This window comes from Ensifer sp. Root954 (assembly GCF_001429005.1).
Taxonomy (GTDB): domain Bacteria; phylum Pseudomonadota; class Alphaproteobacteria; order Rhizobiales; family Rhizobiaceae; genus Ensifer; species Ensifer adhaerens.
In genome coordinates, this window is sequence record NZ_LMJM01000053.1 from 32,863 (window position 1) to 49,436 (window position 16,574).

A 16,574-nucleotide genomic window follows, 5' to 3' on the forward strand; every position below is an offset into this window, starting at 1 on the left:
ATCCGTCAATCAGTAGACCGCCGCATAGCGGGCACAAAGTTCGTCCGGCGAGAGCCCATCGACGATCTCGATCTCCTTGCGCTTCATCGCCATGTAGCAGTCAAGGAAATCTCGAGAGAACCAGCCCGTGACGACCGGATCGGCGGCGAGCGTATCCAGAGCTTCCGGCAGGCTCGCGGGCAGGCGACGAATACCGAGCTTCTCCTGCTCTGCCGCCGAGAAATCGGAGGGGTCGGAATTGATCAAGGGCGGCTGTTCGAGCCCGGCCTTGATGCCTTCGAGGCCGGCCTTCAACAAGACGGCCAGCGACAGATGCGGGCTGGCGCATGCGTCGGCGGCGCGGTATTCCATGTTGAACTGCCTGGCCGGATTGCTGCCGGGAAGGTCCAGTGTCGGGCAGATCCTGAGCGTCGCTTCGCGGTTCTTTTCGCCAAGGCAGGTGTAAGCGGCGCTCCAATGGTGCGGCACGAGCCGCATGTAGGAAAGCACCGACGGAGCTGTGAAGGCGGTCAGCGCCGGCAGATGCTTGATGACGCCGGCGGCAAAGGCGCCGGCGATCTTGGAGAGCCTGCCGGGGCGCGAGGCGTCAAAGGTCACCGGATTGCCGTCGAGATCGGTGAAGCTCACATGCAGGTGCACGCCGTTGCCGACGCCATTCGAGACCGTCTTCGGGGCAAAACTCGCGTTCCAGCCGAAGAGGGCGGCGACTTCCTTGGTGATTGCACGGATGGTAGCGCCGCGATCGGCGGCGGTCAGCGCGTCGGCGGGACGGCAGGTGATTTCGAACTGGTCCTTTCCGTATTCCGGCAGGAACATTTCCGGCTCGGCGCCGGCTTCCTGCAAAGCGGTCATCAGCAGAGACCCGAAGGGTTCGGCACGGCGCTGGGCGCGCAGGCCGAAGGACGGCGCATCCGGCCAGTCGACGCCGAGCAACTGGAACTCCTGCTCGACGGCTGAAATGACTTTGAGGCCGACTTGTTCGTATTCCTTCAGCGTCTGTTTCAGGAAGCTGCGTACGCAGCAGTCCCAGGCATTGCCTTGGAGGTCGGTGATGTCGGCGTGATAGAAATGCAGCGGCGTCTCGTCTGGCAGGCAGGTGACGCGCGCCTTGCTGTCGGGGTCGGCCATCAGCCGGAGGTCGCCGGCCGAGCCCCAGGGATTGTTCTCGGCAATCAGGTCGAAGGGCGTGAGCGCCAGGTTGGCCGGCACCCAGCCGACACCCTTGCGCAGGTAGCTGTCGATCTCGGAAGCCGCAAAACTGCGGCCGCGCGTGATGCCGGCGATGTCGGTCGTGACGAAGGTGGCAAGTTCCGTCAGTGCGGCGGCCGCCTTGCCGTTGTTGGTTTCCGTCATGGGGTTCCCCTCTATTCGTTCATTTTTTAGGCGGCGACTCAGGCTTGGCGCAAAGTGCCGAGGCGGCTGACCACCGTCTCAGTGTCGGTCGTCCAGCAATAGCCGGAGTAGGCACGAAGGGCCGCGTCATGGCGCTGCTCGCTATAGGTGGCGCAGGCGTCGTTGACGACGGTGACAAGGTAACCGCGGTCGGCGGCGTCGCGCACCGCCATGTCGACGCACTGGTCGGTGATGACGCCGGCGATGATCAGGTAGCGGGTGTTGAGGTTGCGCAGGACGTAGTCGATGTTGGTCGAGTTGAAGACGCCCGACGACGTCTTCGGCAGCACGATCTCGTTGTCGATGGGCGAAAGTTCCGGAATGACCTGCCCCTCCGGAGAACCTTTCGGCACGTGCATGTCGGAGAGCTTGTGGTCGAGCGAGCGGTCGCGGCCGTCGAGCGTCAGGCTTTCGATGATCGTGTGCAGCACATCGCAACCGGCCTTTCGCGCCGCCTCCAGAATGCGTACCTGGTTTGGGATGACGGTCTGGCGCAGGCGCCTGTGATAATAGCTCTCGGCGTCCTGCGGGTGGGTCGGGTCGAGGTTCGGCTCGCACCAGATGCGCTGCATGTCGACGAACAGCAGCGAGGTGCGGCCAGCCTCATAGGCGCTGTCGCGCCTCAAGCGATCGTCGCCAACCTTGACAGTGACTGCACTCATTCGAATTCTCCTCGGTTTATTTTGGTTCGCCGGGACGGCGGAAAGGGTCAGCGGTCGTCTTCAACGGCTGGATTGAAGGCGTCCTCCGTGATGGCGTATCCGCGGCGCAGGTCCTCCATGCGCTCGATGCGACTACGTGACTGCGTGGCAAGGCGGGCGGTAAGTGCCGCAATCACCGCCTCCGTCTGGGCAATCGCCGGCACCATCGTGTCGTAGGGCGAGACCGTGTCGACGGGTGCCGTCAGCGTCACTGTCGCGAAATCGGCGATCGGCGAGAGCCAGCGGTCAGTAAAGAGCACGATGCGCGATCCTTGCTCGGCCGCCTGACGAGCAAAGCGGATCGTGTCGTTCTGGTAGCGGCGATAGTCATAGACGAAAAGCACGTCGCGCTTGCCGAGGTCGACAAGCTGATCGACCTGGTCGGCCTGACTGCCGTTGATCCAGCGCGTGTCGCCCCTGAGCTGCTTCATGTGCGACCAGAGGAGGCCCGCGAGAAAGCCGCTGAAGCGGCCGCCGAGGCAATGGATGCGAGCGCTCATGTCGGCCGCCGCATCCACGGCTGCCTCGAAGTCTTCCGAAGGCAGCATTTGCATCGAAGACTCCAGCGCATGGATGCTGGCGCGAAGGAAGTACTGGTAGAAGTTCTCTTGTTCCAGCGACGGGCGGCGCGCGTCGAGCATGGAGAGCGGCGAGCTCATGCGCTCTTGGACTTCACTGAGCAGCGCCTTCTGGAACTCCGGATAACCCTCAAAGCCCAGTGTGTTGGCAAAGCGCACGACGGTCGGATTGCTGACGCCGGCAGCGGCCGCGAGATGCGCGACCGTGTTCAGCCCTGCTGCCGGATAATTCGACAGAAGCTGCCTGACGATCTTCAGTTCCGAGCGCGTGAAGGTAATTGCGCCGTCTGTCAGTCGGTCCCGGATTGCCACGATTTCTGCCTCCCAAAAACGATGGCGTGAATTCCGATTTCTAATTTTTGTTACATAATTGCTAGCAGATAATGTTTTTTGAAACAAGATTGACATTTGGTCGATCTGCGATAACGTTCATGTCGGGAACGGGCCCGAGCCAAAAAATACGCGGCCGGGCCAAAATCTGGGGGAATGCGGATGGTGCGCGTCAGGCGAGAAACCGTCGTTGGTATCCTTGTAGCGTCGCTGCCGCTTTTGGCCGCTGCCGCCATCGCCTCGTTGTTCTTTCCGGGCAGCGGCGAGCGCCTGGTGACGCTTTACATGATCAACGTCATCGCCGTGCTCGGCATCGGCATCTATGCCGGCAATTCCGGTATCGTTTCCTTCGGCCATGTCGGCTTCATGGCGATCGGTGCCTATGCGTCGGGTCTGTTGACGCTAAATCCGATCATCCAAAAGACAGCGTTGCCACATCTGCCGGAATGGCTGGCCGGGATGGGCATGCCCTTCCTTCCGGCACTTGCGATTGCGCTTGTCGTGGTTGCGCTCGTCGCGGTGCTGATCGGCATTCCCGTGGCGCGCCTTGGCGGCTCATCGGCTTCGATCGCGACCCTTGGTTTCCTCGTCATCGTGCATGTTGTGCTCGTCGCCTCGACCGATTTCACCCGCGGCAGCCAGACCTTTTTTGGTATTCCCCGCGCGGTCAATCTCTGGGTGGCGGTGCCCTTTGCTATCGCTGCCGTGGTGGTTGCGCGTCTCTATCGGGATTCGAGTGCTGGCTTGAAGCTTCGGGCGTCGCGCGAAGACGAGATCGCCTCGAGCGCCGTCGGCGTCAATGTCAAACTGCAGCGCTTCTTCGCCTGGGTTCTCGGTGCGGTGCTTGCAGGCGCTGCTGGCGCCTTGCTGGCCCATTTCCTCGGCGCGTTTTCGCCGAAAGACTTCTACTTCAACCTCACCTTCATGCTTTTGGCGATGCTGATCCTCGGCGGTATCACCACCGTCTCGGGTGCCGTCGGCGGCGCGGCCGTAATCATGCTGATTGTCGAACTCCTGCGCAAGCTCGAGGGTGGCGTCGATCTCGGCTTCCTCAAGCTGCCGACCGTCTTCGGCCTCACCGACATCGGGATCGGCGTGGCAATCCTCGTCGTGATGTACCGCCTGCAGGATGGCCTCTTCGGTGTGCGCGAACTTGACGAGCGCTTCGGCTGGTTCAAGCGCTCCACAGAGAAGGACGTTGTGCCGGTGAAAAGCGTGCCTGCGTCCGAGGCCGCTTCAGCCGGTCACGGCTCTCTCCGGGTCGAAAACCTCGGCAAGAAATTTGCCGGCCTCGTGGCGCTCGAGAACGCCAATTTCGAGATCAAGCCCGGTATCGTCACTGGCCTTATCGGCCCGAACGGTGCGGGCAAGTCGACGCTGATCAACAGTGTGTCCGGCGTCGTGCCGCCGTCGACGGGCCGCGTGCTGATCGATGGCCAGGATGTGGCGTCGCTTGCCGTTCACGCGGTTCCCGTCGCGGGCCTTGCCCGCACCTTCCAGAACATCCGTCTCTTCAAGAACCTAACGGTCATCGAGAACGTCACGGTTGCGGCGAGCGCCTTGAAGGCGGGCGGTGAGGATCCCGCTGCCCGTGCCTTGACGGTGCTTTCGGAAGTGGGCCTCGCGGAATTTGCCGACCGGCTGGCCGGCACGCTTTCCTACGGTGCGCAGAGGCGGCTAGAAATCGCCCGCGCGCTGGCGCTGAAACCGCGTTACCTGCTGCTCGACGAGCCGGCTGCCGGCATGAACCCGGCCGAGACCGAGGAATTGATGCATGTGCTCGACCGCATCCGCACGAAATACCGCCTCGGCCTGCTCGTCGTCGAGCATGACCTGAAGCTGATCATGCGGCTCTGCGATGTTGTCGTCGTGCTCAACAAGGGCCAGCAGATCGCCATCGGCACACCGGCGGAAATCCAGGCTAACCCTGATGTCATCGAGGCCTACATCGGCCGCCGCCGCTCAGCGGCGCAGGCGCGCAACGCGCCCGTCGGGACCCCCGTTCTGCCGTCCGGCGCGCCGGGCCTGCATAAACCAGCATAAATCAAAAGAGGGAGCTTTTCGGATGAAGAAGAACGTCACGGCCCTGTGCCTCACAACCATGCTTGGCGGTATCGCGATGTCGCCGCTACCCGCATTTGCAGACGATCTGGTTATCGGTCTTGCGACCGCACAGACCGGCGGTCTTGCACCCTATGACCAGCCGTCGCTGAAGGGTCTGGAAATGGCGGTCGAGGAGATCAATGCGGCCGGTGGTGCTGCCGGCAAATTCCCGATCAAGCTCGTCGCCAAGGATACGCGCTCGGATGCGGCGCAGACGGCGCTGGTGGCGCAGGAGCTGGTTGACGAAGGCGTCAAGATCGTGATCACGCCTTGCGATGCCGATCCGTCGATTGCTGCCGGCCAGGTGACGCAGGCAGCCCAGATCCCCGCCTTCTCCTTCTGCGCCACGACGCCGACCATGCCGCTTGCGGTGGGCGACTACATGTTTGGCAATTATCCGGCCGACAACGTCCAGGCCTCTGTTCTTGCGACCTACGCGTTCGAGAAGGGTTACAAGAAGGCCTACATCCTGAAGTCGCCGGATAGCGCCTATACTCTGAAGCTGCCGGAGTATTTCGCCGTTGCGTTCAAAGCCAAGGGCGGCGAACTGCTCGGTGAGGGCACCTACAGCATGGGCCAGCAGGACTTCGGCGCCGAGGTCACCAAGATCAAGGCGATGAACCCGGCGCCCGACGTCATCATGACGGCGGCCTACGAGCCGGATTTCCCAGCCTTCATCCGTCAGCTGCGCGGTGCAGGGGTGGCCACGCCGATCCTCGGCAGCGACGGCATCGATTCGCCCACGACCTTCGGCCTTGGTGCCACCGTCGACGGGGTTGTCTTTACAACCGCAGGCTTTGCCAGCGAAGGCAGCCCGCTTGCTGACTTCAATGTGAAGTACAAGGAAAAATACGGTCAGGTGCCGGATACGGTCTACATCGCCAACGGCTACGACCTTGGCAAGGTGATCGACGCGGCGGTGACGGAGGCAAACAGTATCGATCCGGTTGCCATACGCAACGCGATCGCCTCGCTCGAAAACGTCCAGGGTGTGACCGGCCCGATCAGCTATGCCGGCACGCAAGGGATGCCGATGCGCTCGGTATCGCTGGTGCAGATCGAAAGCGGCAATCGCCAGCTGATCAGTCAGGGCGTTCCGGCGGCCGCCGACGTTCCGGCCCCCTGATCGATCACCTGTGGTGGTCCCCGGATTTCCCCGGGGATCGTGCCTGTCTGCGCCGGCGGCGCTTTGCAATCCACGGCAAGGACTTTGCCCGATGATGATGATGAGTGAAATTCCCGTTCTGAAGCCGCTTCTGGAAGTGAGCGGCCTTAAGGTCGCCTATGGTGCGGTCGAAGCCCTGAAGGGTGTTGATCTCGCCGTCGGCAAAGGGCAGATCGTGACGTTGCTCGGCGCCAACGGCGCTGGCAAGAGCTCGACGCTGAACGCGCTTGTCGGTCTGGCGGGAAAGAAGGCCGGACGTGTGTCTTTCAACGGCCGGGATGTTTCCGGCCTCGCGCCGGAACAGATTGTCCGGCTCGGAATGACCTTGACGCCCGAGGGACGGCGCATCTTCCCGAGCCTCACCGTCGACGAACACCTGCTGCTCGGCGGCGCCATGCACAAGGCGCGTGGCGCGATATCAGAGGTGCGCGAAGACATGCTCTCGCGATTCCCGATCCTGAAAGAACGCCTCACCCAGAAGGCCGGCTCGCTCTCAGGGGGCGAACAGCAGATGCTCGCGATCGCCCGCTCGATGATGTCGTCGCCTGACTTGTTGCTGCTCGACGAGCCCTCGCTCGGCCTGGCGCCGCAGGTGGTGGATCTGATCTTCGACCTGATCGCCGGGCTGAGACAAAAGGGCCTGACGATCCTCCTGGTCGAGCAGAACGTCTCTCTGTCGCTCGAGATTGCTGACGCGGGCTACGTCATGGCCAATGGCCGGGTCGTGCTTTCGGGCACGGCCGCCGAACTGCGCAATTCAACCGAAATCCAGGGCGCCTATCTCGGCGCCTGAGCCGAGCGCGTGGAGGGTCAATTCATGGACATGTTCCTGCAGCAACTCGTCAATGCGCTCAGCCTCGGCGGCACTTATGCGCTTCTGGCGCTTGGCCTTGCGGTCGTCTTCTCGATCATGGGGCTCATCAATTTCGCCCATGGCGAACTGATGACGGCTGCCGGCTACGGCCTCTGCTTTGCCCTGTTGCTGGGCCTGCCGTTTCCGCTCGCTGTCTGTGCGGCTCTTTTGATCGCCATCGTGCTCGCCATGCTGATGGAGCGCATCGCCTTTCGGCCGGTGCGCGGCGCCAGTGGCACGACGCTGCTTCTAACGAGCTTTGCCGTCAGCGCGATCCTGCGCGTGATCTTCCAGAATTTCATTTCCGCCCGTCCGAAGCCGGTGCCGATGCCCGAGAGCTTTTCCGGCACGATCGAGATCGGCGGCCTGCATCTGGGCCTCATTCAGGGAACCTCGATCCTCGTCACGATCATCATGCTGGTCGGCCTGAACCTCTTCCTTCGCACGACCGTGCTCGGTCGTGCCATGCGTGCTGCATCCGAAGATTTCGCTATCGTTCGGCTGATGGGTATCCGCGCCAATGCGGTGGTCGCTACCGCCTTTGCGATCTCCGGCCTGCTTGCCGGCGTCGCCGGCATCCTCTGGGTGGCCCAGCGCGGCAGTGTCGATCCGTTGATGGGCTTCCTGCCAGTGCTCAAAGCCTTTATCGCCGCAATTATCGGTGGGCTCGGCAGCCTCTCCGGCGCTGTCGCCGGCGGCTTTCTGCTCGGCTTCATCGAAGTGTTATTGCAAGCCTATCTGCCGGAAAGCCTGCTCAGCTACCGCGACGCCTTCACTATCCTGCTCGTCATCGGGGTTCTGCTCTTTGCTCCGCAGGGGTTGCTTGCAAAGAAGACCGTCATCAAGCTTTGATGTTCGCGAAAGCACCTGGTATCGGGATGATAGGGTCAGTGCAGACGCAAGCAATGGCAATGAGTTGGCATTGATCGTCCGCAATCACCTTGTGGGCTCGTCGAGGTCAGCAGGATTTGCGGCTTGCCCTTGGGCCCTGTCGTCTTCCCGTCATGGCACTTGGTATCAACGAATGGAATGGAAATGCCGCACATAGTCGTAAAGATGTTCCCTGGCCGCTCCGAGGAGCAGAAACAGGAATTCGCCGCGAAAGTGGTCGAAGCTGCGAAAACCATCCTAGGCTCAAGCGACGCTTCGCTTTCCGTTTCCATCTTAGAAGTGGATCCGGCGGATTGGGATGCGAGTGTCTACGACCCGGAAATCGTGGCGAACGAAAGCACGCTCTATAAACGGCCGGGTTACGGGGCTCTCTCACAGTCGTAGGGGGTGATCGCCGAGGGCGTTTTTGAATGAAGCGGGGGTGCCATGCAAACCCCGCTCGCCTCGGCCACACGGCCACTTTGCCCGGCATGCTGACAGGATTGGAGTGTCCAATGTTCATTCATCTGCTGGCGCTGCCAGCGGAAGAGCGCGCTATTCAGGATGGGGTGGCGCACCAGGCACCTGCGCTGGCTCCGTAGGCGCAAACCCCGCGACCCGGATCTACGTCTGCACTTGTGATCGTCAGGCTGAGCTCGGATCCCACGTCGGTTTGTCAACCGTGGTGCAAGGTACAGCCCGCCAATTGGAATGACGAGCATTGAGCAGCGTTGAATTCCCGTCCACCACGAGCCACAGCCCGTTGCCAAGGGCGTGTACAGTGAGGGGTTTTCGCTTCTCCTGTTTGCCGCGCGCCGACGCAAGCATATAGCGGTTCGCGCTGATGATGCCTCGTTCGCGCATTCGCGCGTTAACAAGCTGCTCGAGCGGAATAAGCAGATGTGCTTCTCCAAGATCGAAGTAGAGCGAAGGATCATCCGGCAACCTTTCGAGCGCGGCCGCGATCTCTTGGTTCAACTCCATCTTTCCAACGGCGCCGTCGGCCTGGAGTGCTAGATACTTTCGCGACATTTCATCGGCTTTCATTCAGCGCTACAGCGAGGAGCACTTCGCTGGGCCATCCCGGCCAGGACGACCCTGAAACGTGGTGTGCCAATGGGCGTGGGACCGTGCCTTGCTCGTCGGCATTCGGTACCATTATCGCTCATGATTGCTGGGTATCTATGTGAAATCGCACTGTCGGCTGTCCGACCGACAAATTTCAACTGTTCCCCAATGTGCATGCTTGCTGTTGGGTCAATCGAAGGCTTTTCTGCCGCCTGCCAGGGTCCGCAGCGTTTGATGTGAAATCGGCCAATGAGCCGTTTTTGCCATCTGAACGCTGCCGATCGCTTGAGCGCCTGCCTAGCTCAAAGGCCTTCGAGGGATCCTCCAGTGTCAGGCACCAATTGCTGCGCCGGTACCATCGAACAGCGAGGACCGGCTCTCGTCGATCCGGATCCCGACGGCTTCGCCAACGCGGAAAGGTGTGTCGGCCGGTGCGCTGACATTGATCAGGCCGAGCCGGCCGGCGCGAACGAAGACGCTCATATTGCCGCCGAGATACTCGCTCGCCTCGATGATGCCGCGGCAATGCCCAGTTTCCGGAGCAACCAGCGCCAAGTGCTCGGGCCTTGCGCCCAGTTTCTCGGGTTCGACCGTCCCTGGCATGGGAAGCGCTAGATCGCCTTCGCCGCTCAGGTCGAGGCGGCCGCCCTGATCGCGCCGGCATGGCAGGAGGTTCATCTTTGGGCTGCCGATGAACTGCGCGACGAAAAGGTTCGCCGGCTTTTCGTAGAGGTCTCTCGGGCTACCCTGCTGCATGATCCGCCCGTCCTTCATCACGACGATCCGGTCGGCCAGCGTCATCGCCTCCACCTGGTCATGGGTCACATAGATCATGGTGGCGCCAAGCGTGCGATGCAGCTTGGCGATCTCAAGTCGCATATCGACGCGCAGCGCCGCATCGAGGTTTGAAAGCGGCTCGTCAAAGAGAAAGCCGACCGGCTCGCGCACAATTGCCCGCCCGATTGCGACTCGCTGGCGCTGGCCGCCCGAGAGCTCCTTCGGATAGCGGTCCAGAAGGGGCGTGAGCTTCAGCGTTTCCGCCGCTGCCTCGATCTTGGCCCTTGCGGTCTCCGACGGCACCTTGGCGAGCCTCAGGCCGAAGCCCATGTTCTGCCGCACCGTCATGTGCGGATAGAGCGCATAGGACTGGAAGACCATGGCGAGCTGACGATCGACCGGCGAAGCGGACGTCGCATCCCGCCCATTGATCAAAATCTGGCCGTCGGTCGTTGCCTCGAGACCCGCGATCATGCGCAACAGCGTTGACTTGCCGCAGCCGGAGGGCCCGACGATGACGACGAATTCACCGTCGGCGATCTCAAGGTCGAGCTCCCGGATGATCTCAACTGCGCCGTAGCGCTTTCCGGCTTTCCTGAGCGAAATCGTTCCCATGCGTGTCTCCTGGAATATCAACCCTTGACCGCGCCGGCGGTCATCGATCCACTGATCTGGCGGTACATCACGAGGCCGAGCAGCATTGGCGGCAAAGCGCCGACGACCATCACTGCCGATGCTACGCCCCACTGCACACCGCCGCCGCTTGCGGCAAAAAAGAAGGATGCGCCGACCGTGACCGGAACTGCCTTGGAGGTCGTCAGCATCAGGCCGAAGAGGAATTCGTTCCACGCGGTGATGAAGCCGAAGATCAGGCTGGTGACGATCGCCGGCCGGCAGAGCGGCATCACGACCTTGATGAGGATCTGCGTGCGGTTTGCACCATCCATGAGGGCAGCCTCGTCGAGTTCCGCGGGCAGGTCACGGATGGCGTTGACGAGGATGACGAGCGCAAGCGGCAGGTTGACGATCGTCAGGATCAGCCCCAGCCCCAGGCGCGTATCAAGCAGCGCAAGCCACTGGAACATCATGTAGAGCGGGATCGCGAAGATGATCAGCGGCACGGCGCGCAGGTTGACAATAAAGGGCAGGAGTGTGCGTTCGCCAATCTTGCCGCGGGCAATCGCGTAGGCTGCGGGGAGCGCCAGCGCCACGGCAAGTACCGTTCCCATCAGCGCCACAGCAAGGCTGTTGAACAGATAGAGGAAGATGTTCAGCCGATCGGAGACCTCGAACACGGCGCGGTAGTTCTCAAATGTCGGGGCCTGGACCCAGAGACCGGGGTTGCCGGAAAGCTCGCGCGCACTCTTGAACGAGGTGGAAAGCGTCACCAGCACCGGAAAGTTCAAGCCGATGGCGGCAACAGCGAAAACGAACCAACGGAGTGCTGACATCATCGCTTGGCTCCTTTCCGCCGGCTGGCGAGAGCATTGAGGCCATAAAGCACAGCGAAGGAGGCGACGAACAGGACGACTGAGGCGGCAACCGCCTTGCCGATGGCGCCCTGCTTGAAGAAGGCCTCATAGATGTAGATCGACAGCGATGCCGTCGATCCGCCGGGACCGCTCCCGGTCAACACATAGACGTTGTCAAAGACCCGGAAGCCGTCGATGAAGCGGATAAGCAACGCGGCCGCGATCGTAGGGCCCATCATCGGCAGTTCGATGAACCACAGGCGCTGCAGGCTTCGCGCCCCGTCCATTGCGGATGCTTCGGCAATCTCGGAAGGGATCGCCTGATAGGCCATGTAGAAAAGCAGCAGCGTGAATGGTGTCCACTGCAACGTCTCAACGACGACCAGGGTCCAGAAGGCGGAGCCGGGCCCAAGGAACGAGATGCTGGCGCCGAAATAGGTCCAGAGATAATAAGGTACCGGCCCGACGAATTCGTGCAGGACAAGGCGGTACATCAGGCCGACCAGTGCCGGCGCGACCATGAGCGGCAGCATCAGGATCGCCATCAGCCAGCTCCGTTTTTCGATGAGCGGCGACAGGAAGATCGCCAGCGACAGCCCGAGCAGGCATTCGAGAATAGCGGTCAAGAGGCCGAAGCGCAGCGAGAACCAGCTCGCCTGCCAGAAAGCCGCATCGCTCCAGACCGAGACAAAGTTCTTGAGCCCGGTAAACGTCGGCTGGCGTAGCGTCTCGAAGGAGACCTCGGAGACCGAATAGATCAGGTTGACGAGGGCCGGGAAGCCCAGGAAAACGAGCAGGAAGAGGACGAGCGGCGTGGCGAGCAGCCGGAACTCAGGGGCATTGGATTGCGGTCTGGCTATCGTCATGGCACCGATCTGTGTCTGTTGTCGGTCGGGCAAGGGGACGCAAGGTGTTTCCTCGGTCCACTTCCCAGTGCCTGTTACAGGAGATCTAGCCAGCCCAAATCCTTGAGCTGGATGGCTCTTTGGCACCGCGGACGCGGCGCACCTGGATCCCGTGTGGAGCACTGGCAAGTGGGGTGGAGAAAGATTCCCCGGTACCCGCTTGTCGTTGAGGGCTGCGGCCTCCTGGTGGACGCCGCAACCCTTTCACTTACTTCAGCAGGTCTGCCATGCCCTTTTCGGTGCTAGCGAGCGCATCCTCGATCGATTGCTGGCCGGACCAGTAGCCGGTGAACTCCTTGGCCTGCAGTTCGTAGACCGAGAGCGCCTTGGCTGACGTAGCACCGTTCATGACGTAACCGTACTTGCCGGCGAATTCGCCGAGCTTGACGAGATCAGGCCGGGAATCGGCGACCTCGACGACCACTTCCGGCGTCAGGGCTGGTGCGCCGTTGTTTTTGGCGTAGATCAGCGCGGCTTCCTTGGAAGACAGCCACTTCACGAACTTGGCCGCACCCTCCTTGTTTTCGGCATTCTTGTTGAGGCCGAATCCGAGGCCGTGGATATGGGTGAAGCGCCCTTGAGGACCTGCAGGTGGTGCGACCGTTTCGGTCACCTCTGCCACAGCAGGGGATTTCTCCTTGCTCGTCAGGTCGCCGGCTGCCGCATTCCATTGCAGCATTGCGGCCACTTGGCCAGACGCAAAGGCGGCATTCGCCTCGGCAAATTCGTAAGACAGTGAGTCCTTCGGTGATGCGCCATTGTCGTAGAGCAGCTTGTAGATCTCGAGGCCCTTTCGATAGGCATCGGAGTTCACGGTGATCTTGCCGCTGCCGTCCATCCAGTTCGCACCATAGGCGCGTGGTACCGACTGCCAGACCATGATGTTGAAGAGAAGGTTCTTGAGCTGCAGCACCGTGCCGTAGCGGGTCGGGCTGTCCGGGTTGACCGCCTGAGTGAAGTAGAGCGCGGTGGCGGCGTAATCGTCCCAGGTCCACTCGTCCGGGATCTTGGGCTCCAGCTTCTTGCCGAGATACTTCTCCGAGATCTCGGCATATTTCGCCTTGCCGGCGTCATCTTTCAGCAGGGCCTCGATCAGGTCCTTGCGGAAATACATGAAGTGAAGCGAGAGATCGGTTGGCACGCCATATTGCTTGCCCTGGTACTGCATGGTCGACAGTACGGAATCGCCATAGACCGCCTTGGCTTCGCCCGAAAGTTCGACCGGCTCCATGAACGGCGCGTAACGGCCGATCGAATAGGTAGCGAGCAGGTTGAGGTCGAAGGCCTTCGAGCCAGCGGCGAGATCGGCCTGCAGCTTGTCCCAGAAGCCGTCTCGGTTGAAGAACAGAAGTTCGACCTTGTCGTTCTCGGCAACGTCTGACTTGGCGTTGTAGGCGTCGGCGGCAGCCCGCAGTGCCGTTTCTTCCGGGCCGCCCGGCCAGCCGAGCACCGTTACTTCCGCAAGGGCCGGCGTGGCCGCCAGCAGGCTCGCAATACCCGCTGCGGCGAGCAGCGCACGTCTTTTCGTTGTCGCAAATGTCATTTTTGGTTCTCCCTCAAGTTTTGTTGACACTCTGCAAGATCAGCAACGCCGATCACCCCTGCATTCTCCCCAAGGGCGGCGGCGTGTAGCGATGGTCGAAGGCGTGGCGGCACCGGTTCCAGTGCGCGTTCGACGGCGGCGAGATAGCCTTCGGCCAGGCCGATGCTGCCGCCGATGACGATGCGTTTCGGGTCCAACGTGAGCTGGATGTTGCGGCAGAGCAGCGCGGTTCGCCCCGCGGATGTTTCAATGATGCGCCTGGCCCAGTCATCGGCATTTCGGGCCGCGGCAAAGACGTCGCGCGCGGTGGCGCCGGATTGGTGGGGGGATGCCTCCCTGGCGATCCAGTGGCCGGACACGCGATCTTCGAGCACATCATCAGCCCATTCGGCACTACGCGATTGGCCGAAGTGTCCGGCGAGGCCCTCGAGCAGACGCCCGTTCAGGACGATGCCGCCGCCGATGCCGGTGGAGATCGTCAGGAAGACCATGTCTTCGCGGTTGCCTGCGCCAAAGGCGTATTCACCCCAGGCGGCCGCATGGGCGTCGTTTGCGGCCAGTACCGGTACGTCAGCAAGTCGTTCGATCGTCGCTGTCAGCGGAAACCGGTCAGGTATGGCGAGTGTGTTGCGGTTGAGCGCTGACCATTGGCCGTTATCGACAATGCCAGTGACCGCGGCGCCGACCGAGCCGTACGCACCGCGCCAGGACGCGATCGCACCGAAGAGTGCGGCGAGCCACTGGGTCGGGTCGCCTTCGCGGGGCGTCGGCATCCGGTGCGTGTCGACGATCTCTGTTCCCCGGATAAGGGCAGCCAGCATCTTCGTGCCGCCGACATCGATCGAAAGAACGGTCCGGGGCTCAGTCATGATCAAGCCTCGCTTCCGGCAAGCGTTTGATCGAGCGCCTGCCGGAACCACGCCGTCACATGTTCGGGACGCGTGATCGCGGAACCGACGACGACAGTGAAGGCCCCCGCCTGCAGCGCCTGAGCAGCCTGTTCGGGCGTGCGCACACAGCCTTCGGCAACCACGTGAGGGGTGAGGCCACGCATGGCGGCGATGAGCGCGAAGTCCGGCTCGCTCGGCTCGACCGGTCCGGTGTAGCCAGCAAGGGTTGAGCCGACGATCTCGGCACCTTCGGCAAGCGCGCGCTCGGCGTCGGCGAAAACAGAGCAATCCGCCATGGCGATCTTGCCGCCGGCGTGAATGCGCTCGATCAGCGTCCTGGTCGCAACCGGCCGTTCGCGAGCAGTGGCATCATAGGCGATGATATCGGCGCCGGCTGCCGCCAGAGCATCGACGTCCTCGACAAAGGGGGTGATGCGGATCGGCGACGTCTCCAGGTCGCGTTTGACGAGGCCGATAATTGGTCGATCGGTCGCCTGGCGCACGGCGCGAACATAGTCTGCAGATTCGATGCGAAGGGCGGTTGCGCCGCCGTCGAGCGCGGCCAAGGCGAAACCGACAACCATGGCGGCATTGTCCATGACGCCGCCTTTCACCGGTTGGCAAGAAACGATCAGACCGTGCTTGAGGCTATGGATGTCGAAGGTCACGCAGGCTCTCCCAATGGAGGCCTCACGGTAACAGTGTAAGACCAGATTGCAACAGGAATTATACTGGTATTACCTCATCAGCTCGATTACGAAGTCGTAGACGTCACCCCGGTACTTGGTCTGGGTGAATTCGACAATTTGCCCATCGGCCAGGAAACAGCGCCGCTCCATGACGAGCAGGCTCGTGTCTTCGGGCGTTGCGAGCAGGCGTCGCTCTTCATCGCTTGCAGGCTTTGCCTGCATGCGCTGCAGTGCCCGGACAGGCAAAGCGCCGTGGGCTGCGAGATATTCGTACAAGGACGCGCCGATGGCGTCCGGATCCGGCACAAAGCGGGCGGGAAGCGATGCCGTTTCGATCGCGATCGGCGTGTCGTTGGCCGTCCTCAATCGTCTAAGGCGTACGATTTTTTCTCCCGCCGGAATGCCAAGCGCCATCATTTCAGCGGGTGACGGGCGGCTGATTTCACGTGAGATCCAGGTGCAACCGGGTTCCAGCCCGCGCGAGCGCATATCTTCGGAGAAGCTCGTCATCGTGGCCAGGGATTTCTCGACACGTGATGAAACAACGGTCTTTGCCCCCTGGCGGCGGTCAAGCAGGCCATCAGCGACGAGCCCTTCGATCGCCTTGCGCACCGTCACGCGCGAAATCGAAAGGCCCTCGCTCAAGTCCCGCTCGCTGGGGATGACCGAACCGCGGCGGAGTGTCGAGGCGCTGATGGCCTGTTTGATCGCCTCTTCAAGGCGGCGATAGAGCGGCTCGCCGCTGTCGCCCGACATTTGGCTGGCAAGAAACTCGAGCGTTGTCTGATCGTTCATGGGGATCACCTTTCCGGATGACCCCTTATGCAAAATTTTTCATAGGTTTTAAACTGGTATTGTCGTAATCGGCCTCAGCGACACATGCCGGGCCAATGTGTGGCGCCGATCCGTGGCGGCAAATGGCGTCCTGCACGAGCCTAAAGCAGTGCCACTATCGCTGCGATGAACAGCATTGCGAGCACCGCGAGTGCAAGATGGAGTAGGTTCGCCCGGTGGCTTTGGCTTCTAAAAGTTCGCGCCATGTTCTTTACCTCACGATCTGACATGTAACGCACAGCTCTCATGATGGTTCATGGCCATCGCAGCTGAACCGTCGGCTGGCGACCGCCTATGCATTTCCCACATGGGAGCGCTGAGTTTTGAGCGCTGCAACTTAGGGAAAGCCTGAGCTATAAGGTGTTCATCGAAGCGAAACGAGGCGCCACGGACTGGCAGCCAGG

General features: G+C 61.7%; 16 protein-coding genes. 5 read left to right on the forward strand and 11 right to left on the reverse strand.

Annotated features, from left to right (window positions below):
* Nucleotides 1–9 precede the first annotated feature (9 nt).
* From ASE71_RS34020 to ASE71_RS34030, 3 genes are read right to left on the reverse strand one after another with little or no spacing between them, the layout of a single operon-like run.
* Nucleotides 10–1,353, reverse strand: a complete 1,344-nt coding sequence (locus tag ASE71_RS34020; RefSeq protein ID WP_060516739.1) for a glutamine synthetase family protein — start codon at nt 1,351–1,353, stop codon at nt 10–12.
* Nucleotides 1,354–1,391: 38 nt separating this feature from the next.
* Nucleotides 1,392–2,054 carry an isochorismatase family cysteine hydrolase gene (locus ASE71_RS34025; protein ID WP_082566430.1) on the reverse strand — a complete coding sequence of 221 codons (663 nt, stop codon included), beginning with the start codon at nt 2,052–2,054 and terminating at the stop codon, nt 1,392–1,394.
* Between the two features lie 47 nt (nt 2,055–2,101).
* Nucleotides 2,102–2,983 (reverse strand): MurR/RpiR family transcriptional regulator, encoded by an 882-nt coding sequence (locus tag ASE71_RS34030; protein ID WP_060516737.1) that lies wholly within the window; start codon nt 2,981–2,983, stop codon nt 2,102–2,104.
* 180 nt (nt 2,984–3,163) lie between these two features.
* On the opposite strand from ASE71_RS34030, the gene ASE71_RS34035 reads away from it, so the two are divergent.
* From ASE71_RS34035 to ASE71_RS34055, 5 genes are all read left to right on the forward strand, one after another.
* On the forward strand, nt 3,164–5,044 hold the full coding sequence (locus ASE71_RS34035) for an ABC transporter permease subunit (RefSeq protein WP_082566429.1): 1,881 nt from the start codon (nt 3,164–3,166) through the stop codon (nt 5,042–5,044).
* A gap of 22 nt (nt 5,045–5,066) precedes the next feature.
* On the forward strand, nt 5,067–6,230 hold the full coding sequence (locus ASE71_RS34040; protein ID WP_060516736.1) for an ABC transporter substrate-binding protein: 1,164 nt from the start codon (nt 5,067–5,069) through the stop codon (nt 6,228–6,230).
* Nucleotides 6,231–6,321: 91 nt separating this feature from the next.
* Nucleotides 6,322–7,062 carry an ABC transporter ATP-binding protein gene (locus tag ASE71_RS34045; protein ID WP_412523732.1) on the forward strand — a complete coding sequence of 247 codons (741 nt, stop codon included), beginning with the start codon at nt 6,322–6,324 and terminating at the stop codon, nt 7,060–7,062.
* Between the two features lie 24 nt (nt 7,063–7,086).
* The gene (locus ASE71_RS34050) at nt 7,087–7,974 is read left to right on the forward strand and encodes a branched-chain amino acid ABC transporter permease (RefSeq protein ID WP_320410651.1); all 888 of its coding nucleotides are present in this window, start codon (nt 7,087–7,089) and stop codon (nt 7,972–7,974) included.
* Nucleotides 7,975–8,133: 159 nt separating this feature from the next.
* Nucleotides 8,134–8,397 (forward strand): tautomerase family protein, encoded by a 264-nt coding sequence (locus ASE71_RS34055; RefSeq protein WP_413814663.1) that lies wholly within the window; start codon nt 8,134–8,136, stop codon nt 8,395–8,397.
* A gap of 240 nt (nt 8,398–8,637) precedes the next feature.
* On the opposite strand, the gene ASE71_RS34060 is transcribed toward ASE71_RS34055, so the two are convergent.
* The 8 genes from ASE71_RS34060 to ASE71_RS34095 all read right to left on the reverse strand — a co-directional run bounded on the left by ASE71_RS34060 (nt 8,638) and on the right by ASE71_RS34095 (nt 16,131).
* Nucleotides 8,638–9,039, reverse strand: a complete 402-nt coding sequence (locus ASE71_RS34060; protein ID WP_060516733.1) for a hypothetical protein — start codon at nt 9,037–9,039, stop codon at nt 8,638–8,640.
* Between the two features lie 351 nt (nt 9,040–9,390).
* Entirely contained in the window at nt 9,391–10,452 is a 1,062-nt protein-coding gene (locus tag ASE71_RS34065) for an ABC transporter ATP-binding protein (protein ID WP_060516731.1), read from the reverse strand.
* A 17-nt stretch (nt 10,453–10,469) separates the two neighbouring features.
* Nucleotides 10,470–11,291: a carbohydrate ABC transporter permease gene (locus ASE71_RS34070; RefSeq protein WP_060516729.1), complete on the reverse strand. Its 822-nt coding sequence runs from the start codon at nt 11,289–11,291 to the stop codon at nt 10,470–10,472.
* Entirely contained in the window at nt 11,288–12,175 is an 888-nt protein-coding gene (locus ASE71_RS34075) for a carbohydrate ABC transporter permease (protein ID WP_060516727.1), read from the reverse strand. The genes ASE71_RS34070 and ASE71_RS34075 overlap by 4 nt, the downstream gene beginning before the upstream one ends.
* Nucleotides 12,176–12,422: 247 nt before the next feature.
* The gene (locus ASE71_RS34080) at nt 12,423–13,757 is read right to left on the reverse strand and encodes an extracellular solute-binding protein (RefSeq protein ID WP_060516725.1); all 1,335 of its coding nucleotides are present in this window, start codon (nt 13,755–13,757) and stop codon (nt 12,423–12,425) included.
* Nucleotides 13,754–14,626, reverse strand: a complete 873-nt coding sequence (locus ASE71_RS37710; protein WP_060517367.1) for an ROK family protein — start codon at nt 14,624–14,626, stop codon at nt 13,754–13,756. The genes ASE71_RS34080 and ASE71_RS37710 overlap by 4 nt, the downstream gene beginning before the upstream one ends.
* A gap of 2 nt (nt 14,627–14,628) precedes the next feature.
* Nucleotides 14,629–15,315 carry an N-acetylmannosamine-6-phosphate 2-epimerase gene (locus ASE71_RS37715; RefSeq protein WP_060516723.1) on the reverse strand — a complete coding sequence of 229 codons (687 nt, stop codon included), beginning with the start codon at nt 15,313–15,315 and terminating at the stop codon, nt 14,629–14,631.
* A 69-nt stretch (nt 15,316–15,384) separates the two neighbouring features.
* Complete coding sequence (locus ASE71_RS34095) at nt 15,385–16,131, reverse strand: GntR family transcriptional regulator (protein ID WP_034798725.1); 747 nt, start codon at nt 16,129–16,131, stop codon at nt 15,385–15,387.
* Nucleotides 16,132–16,574: the final 443 nt, after the last annotated feature.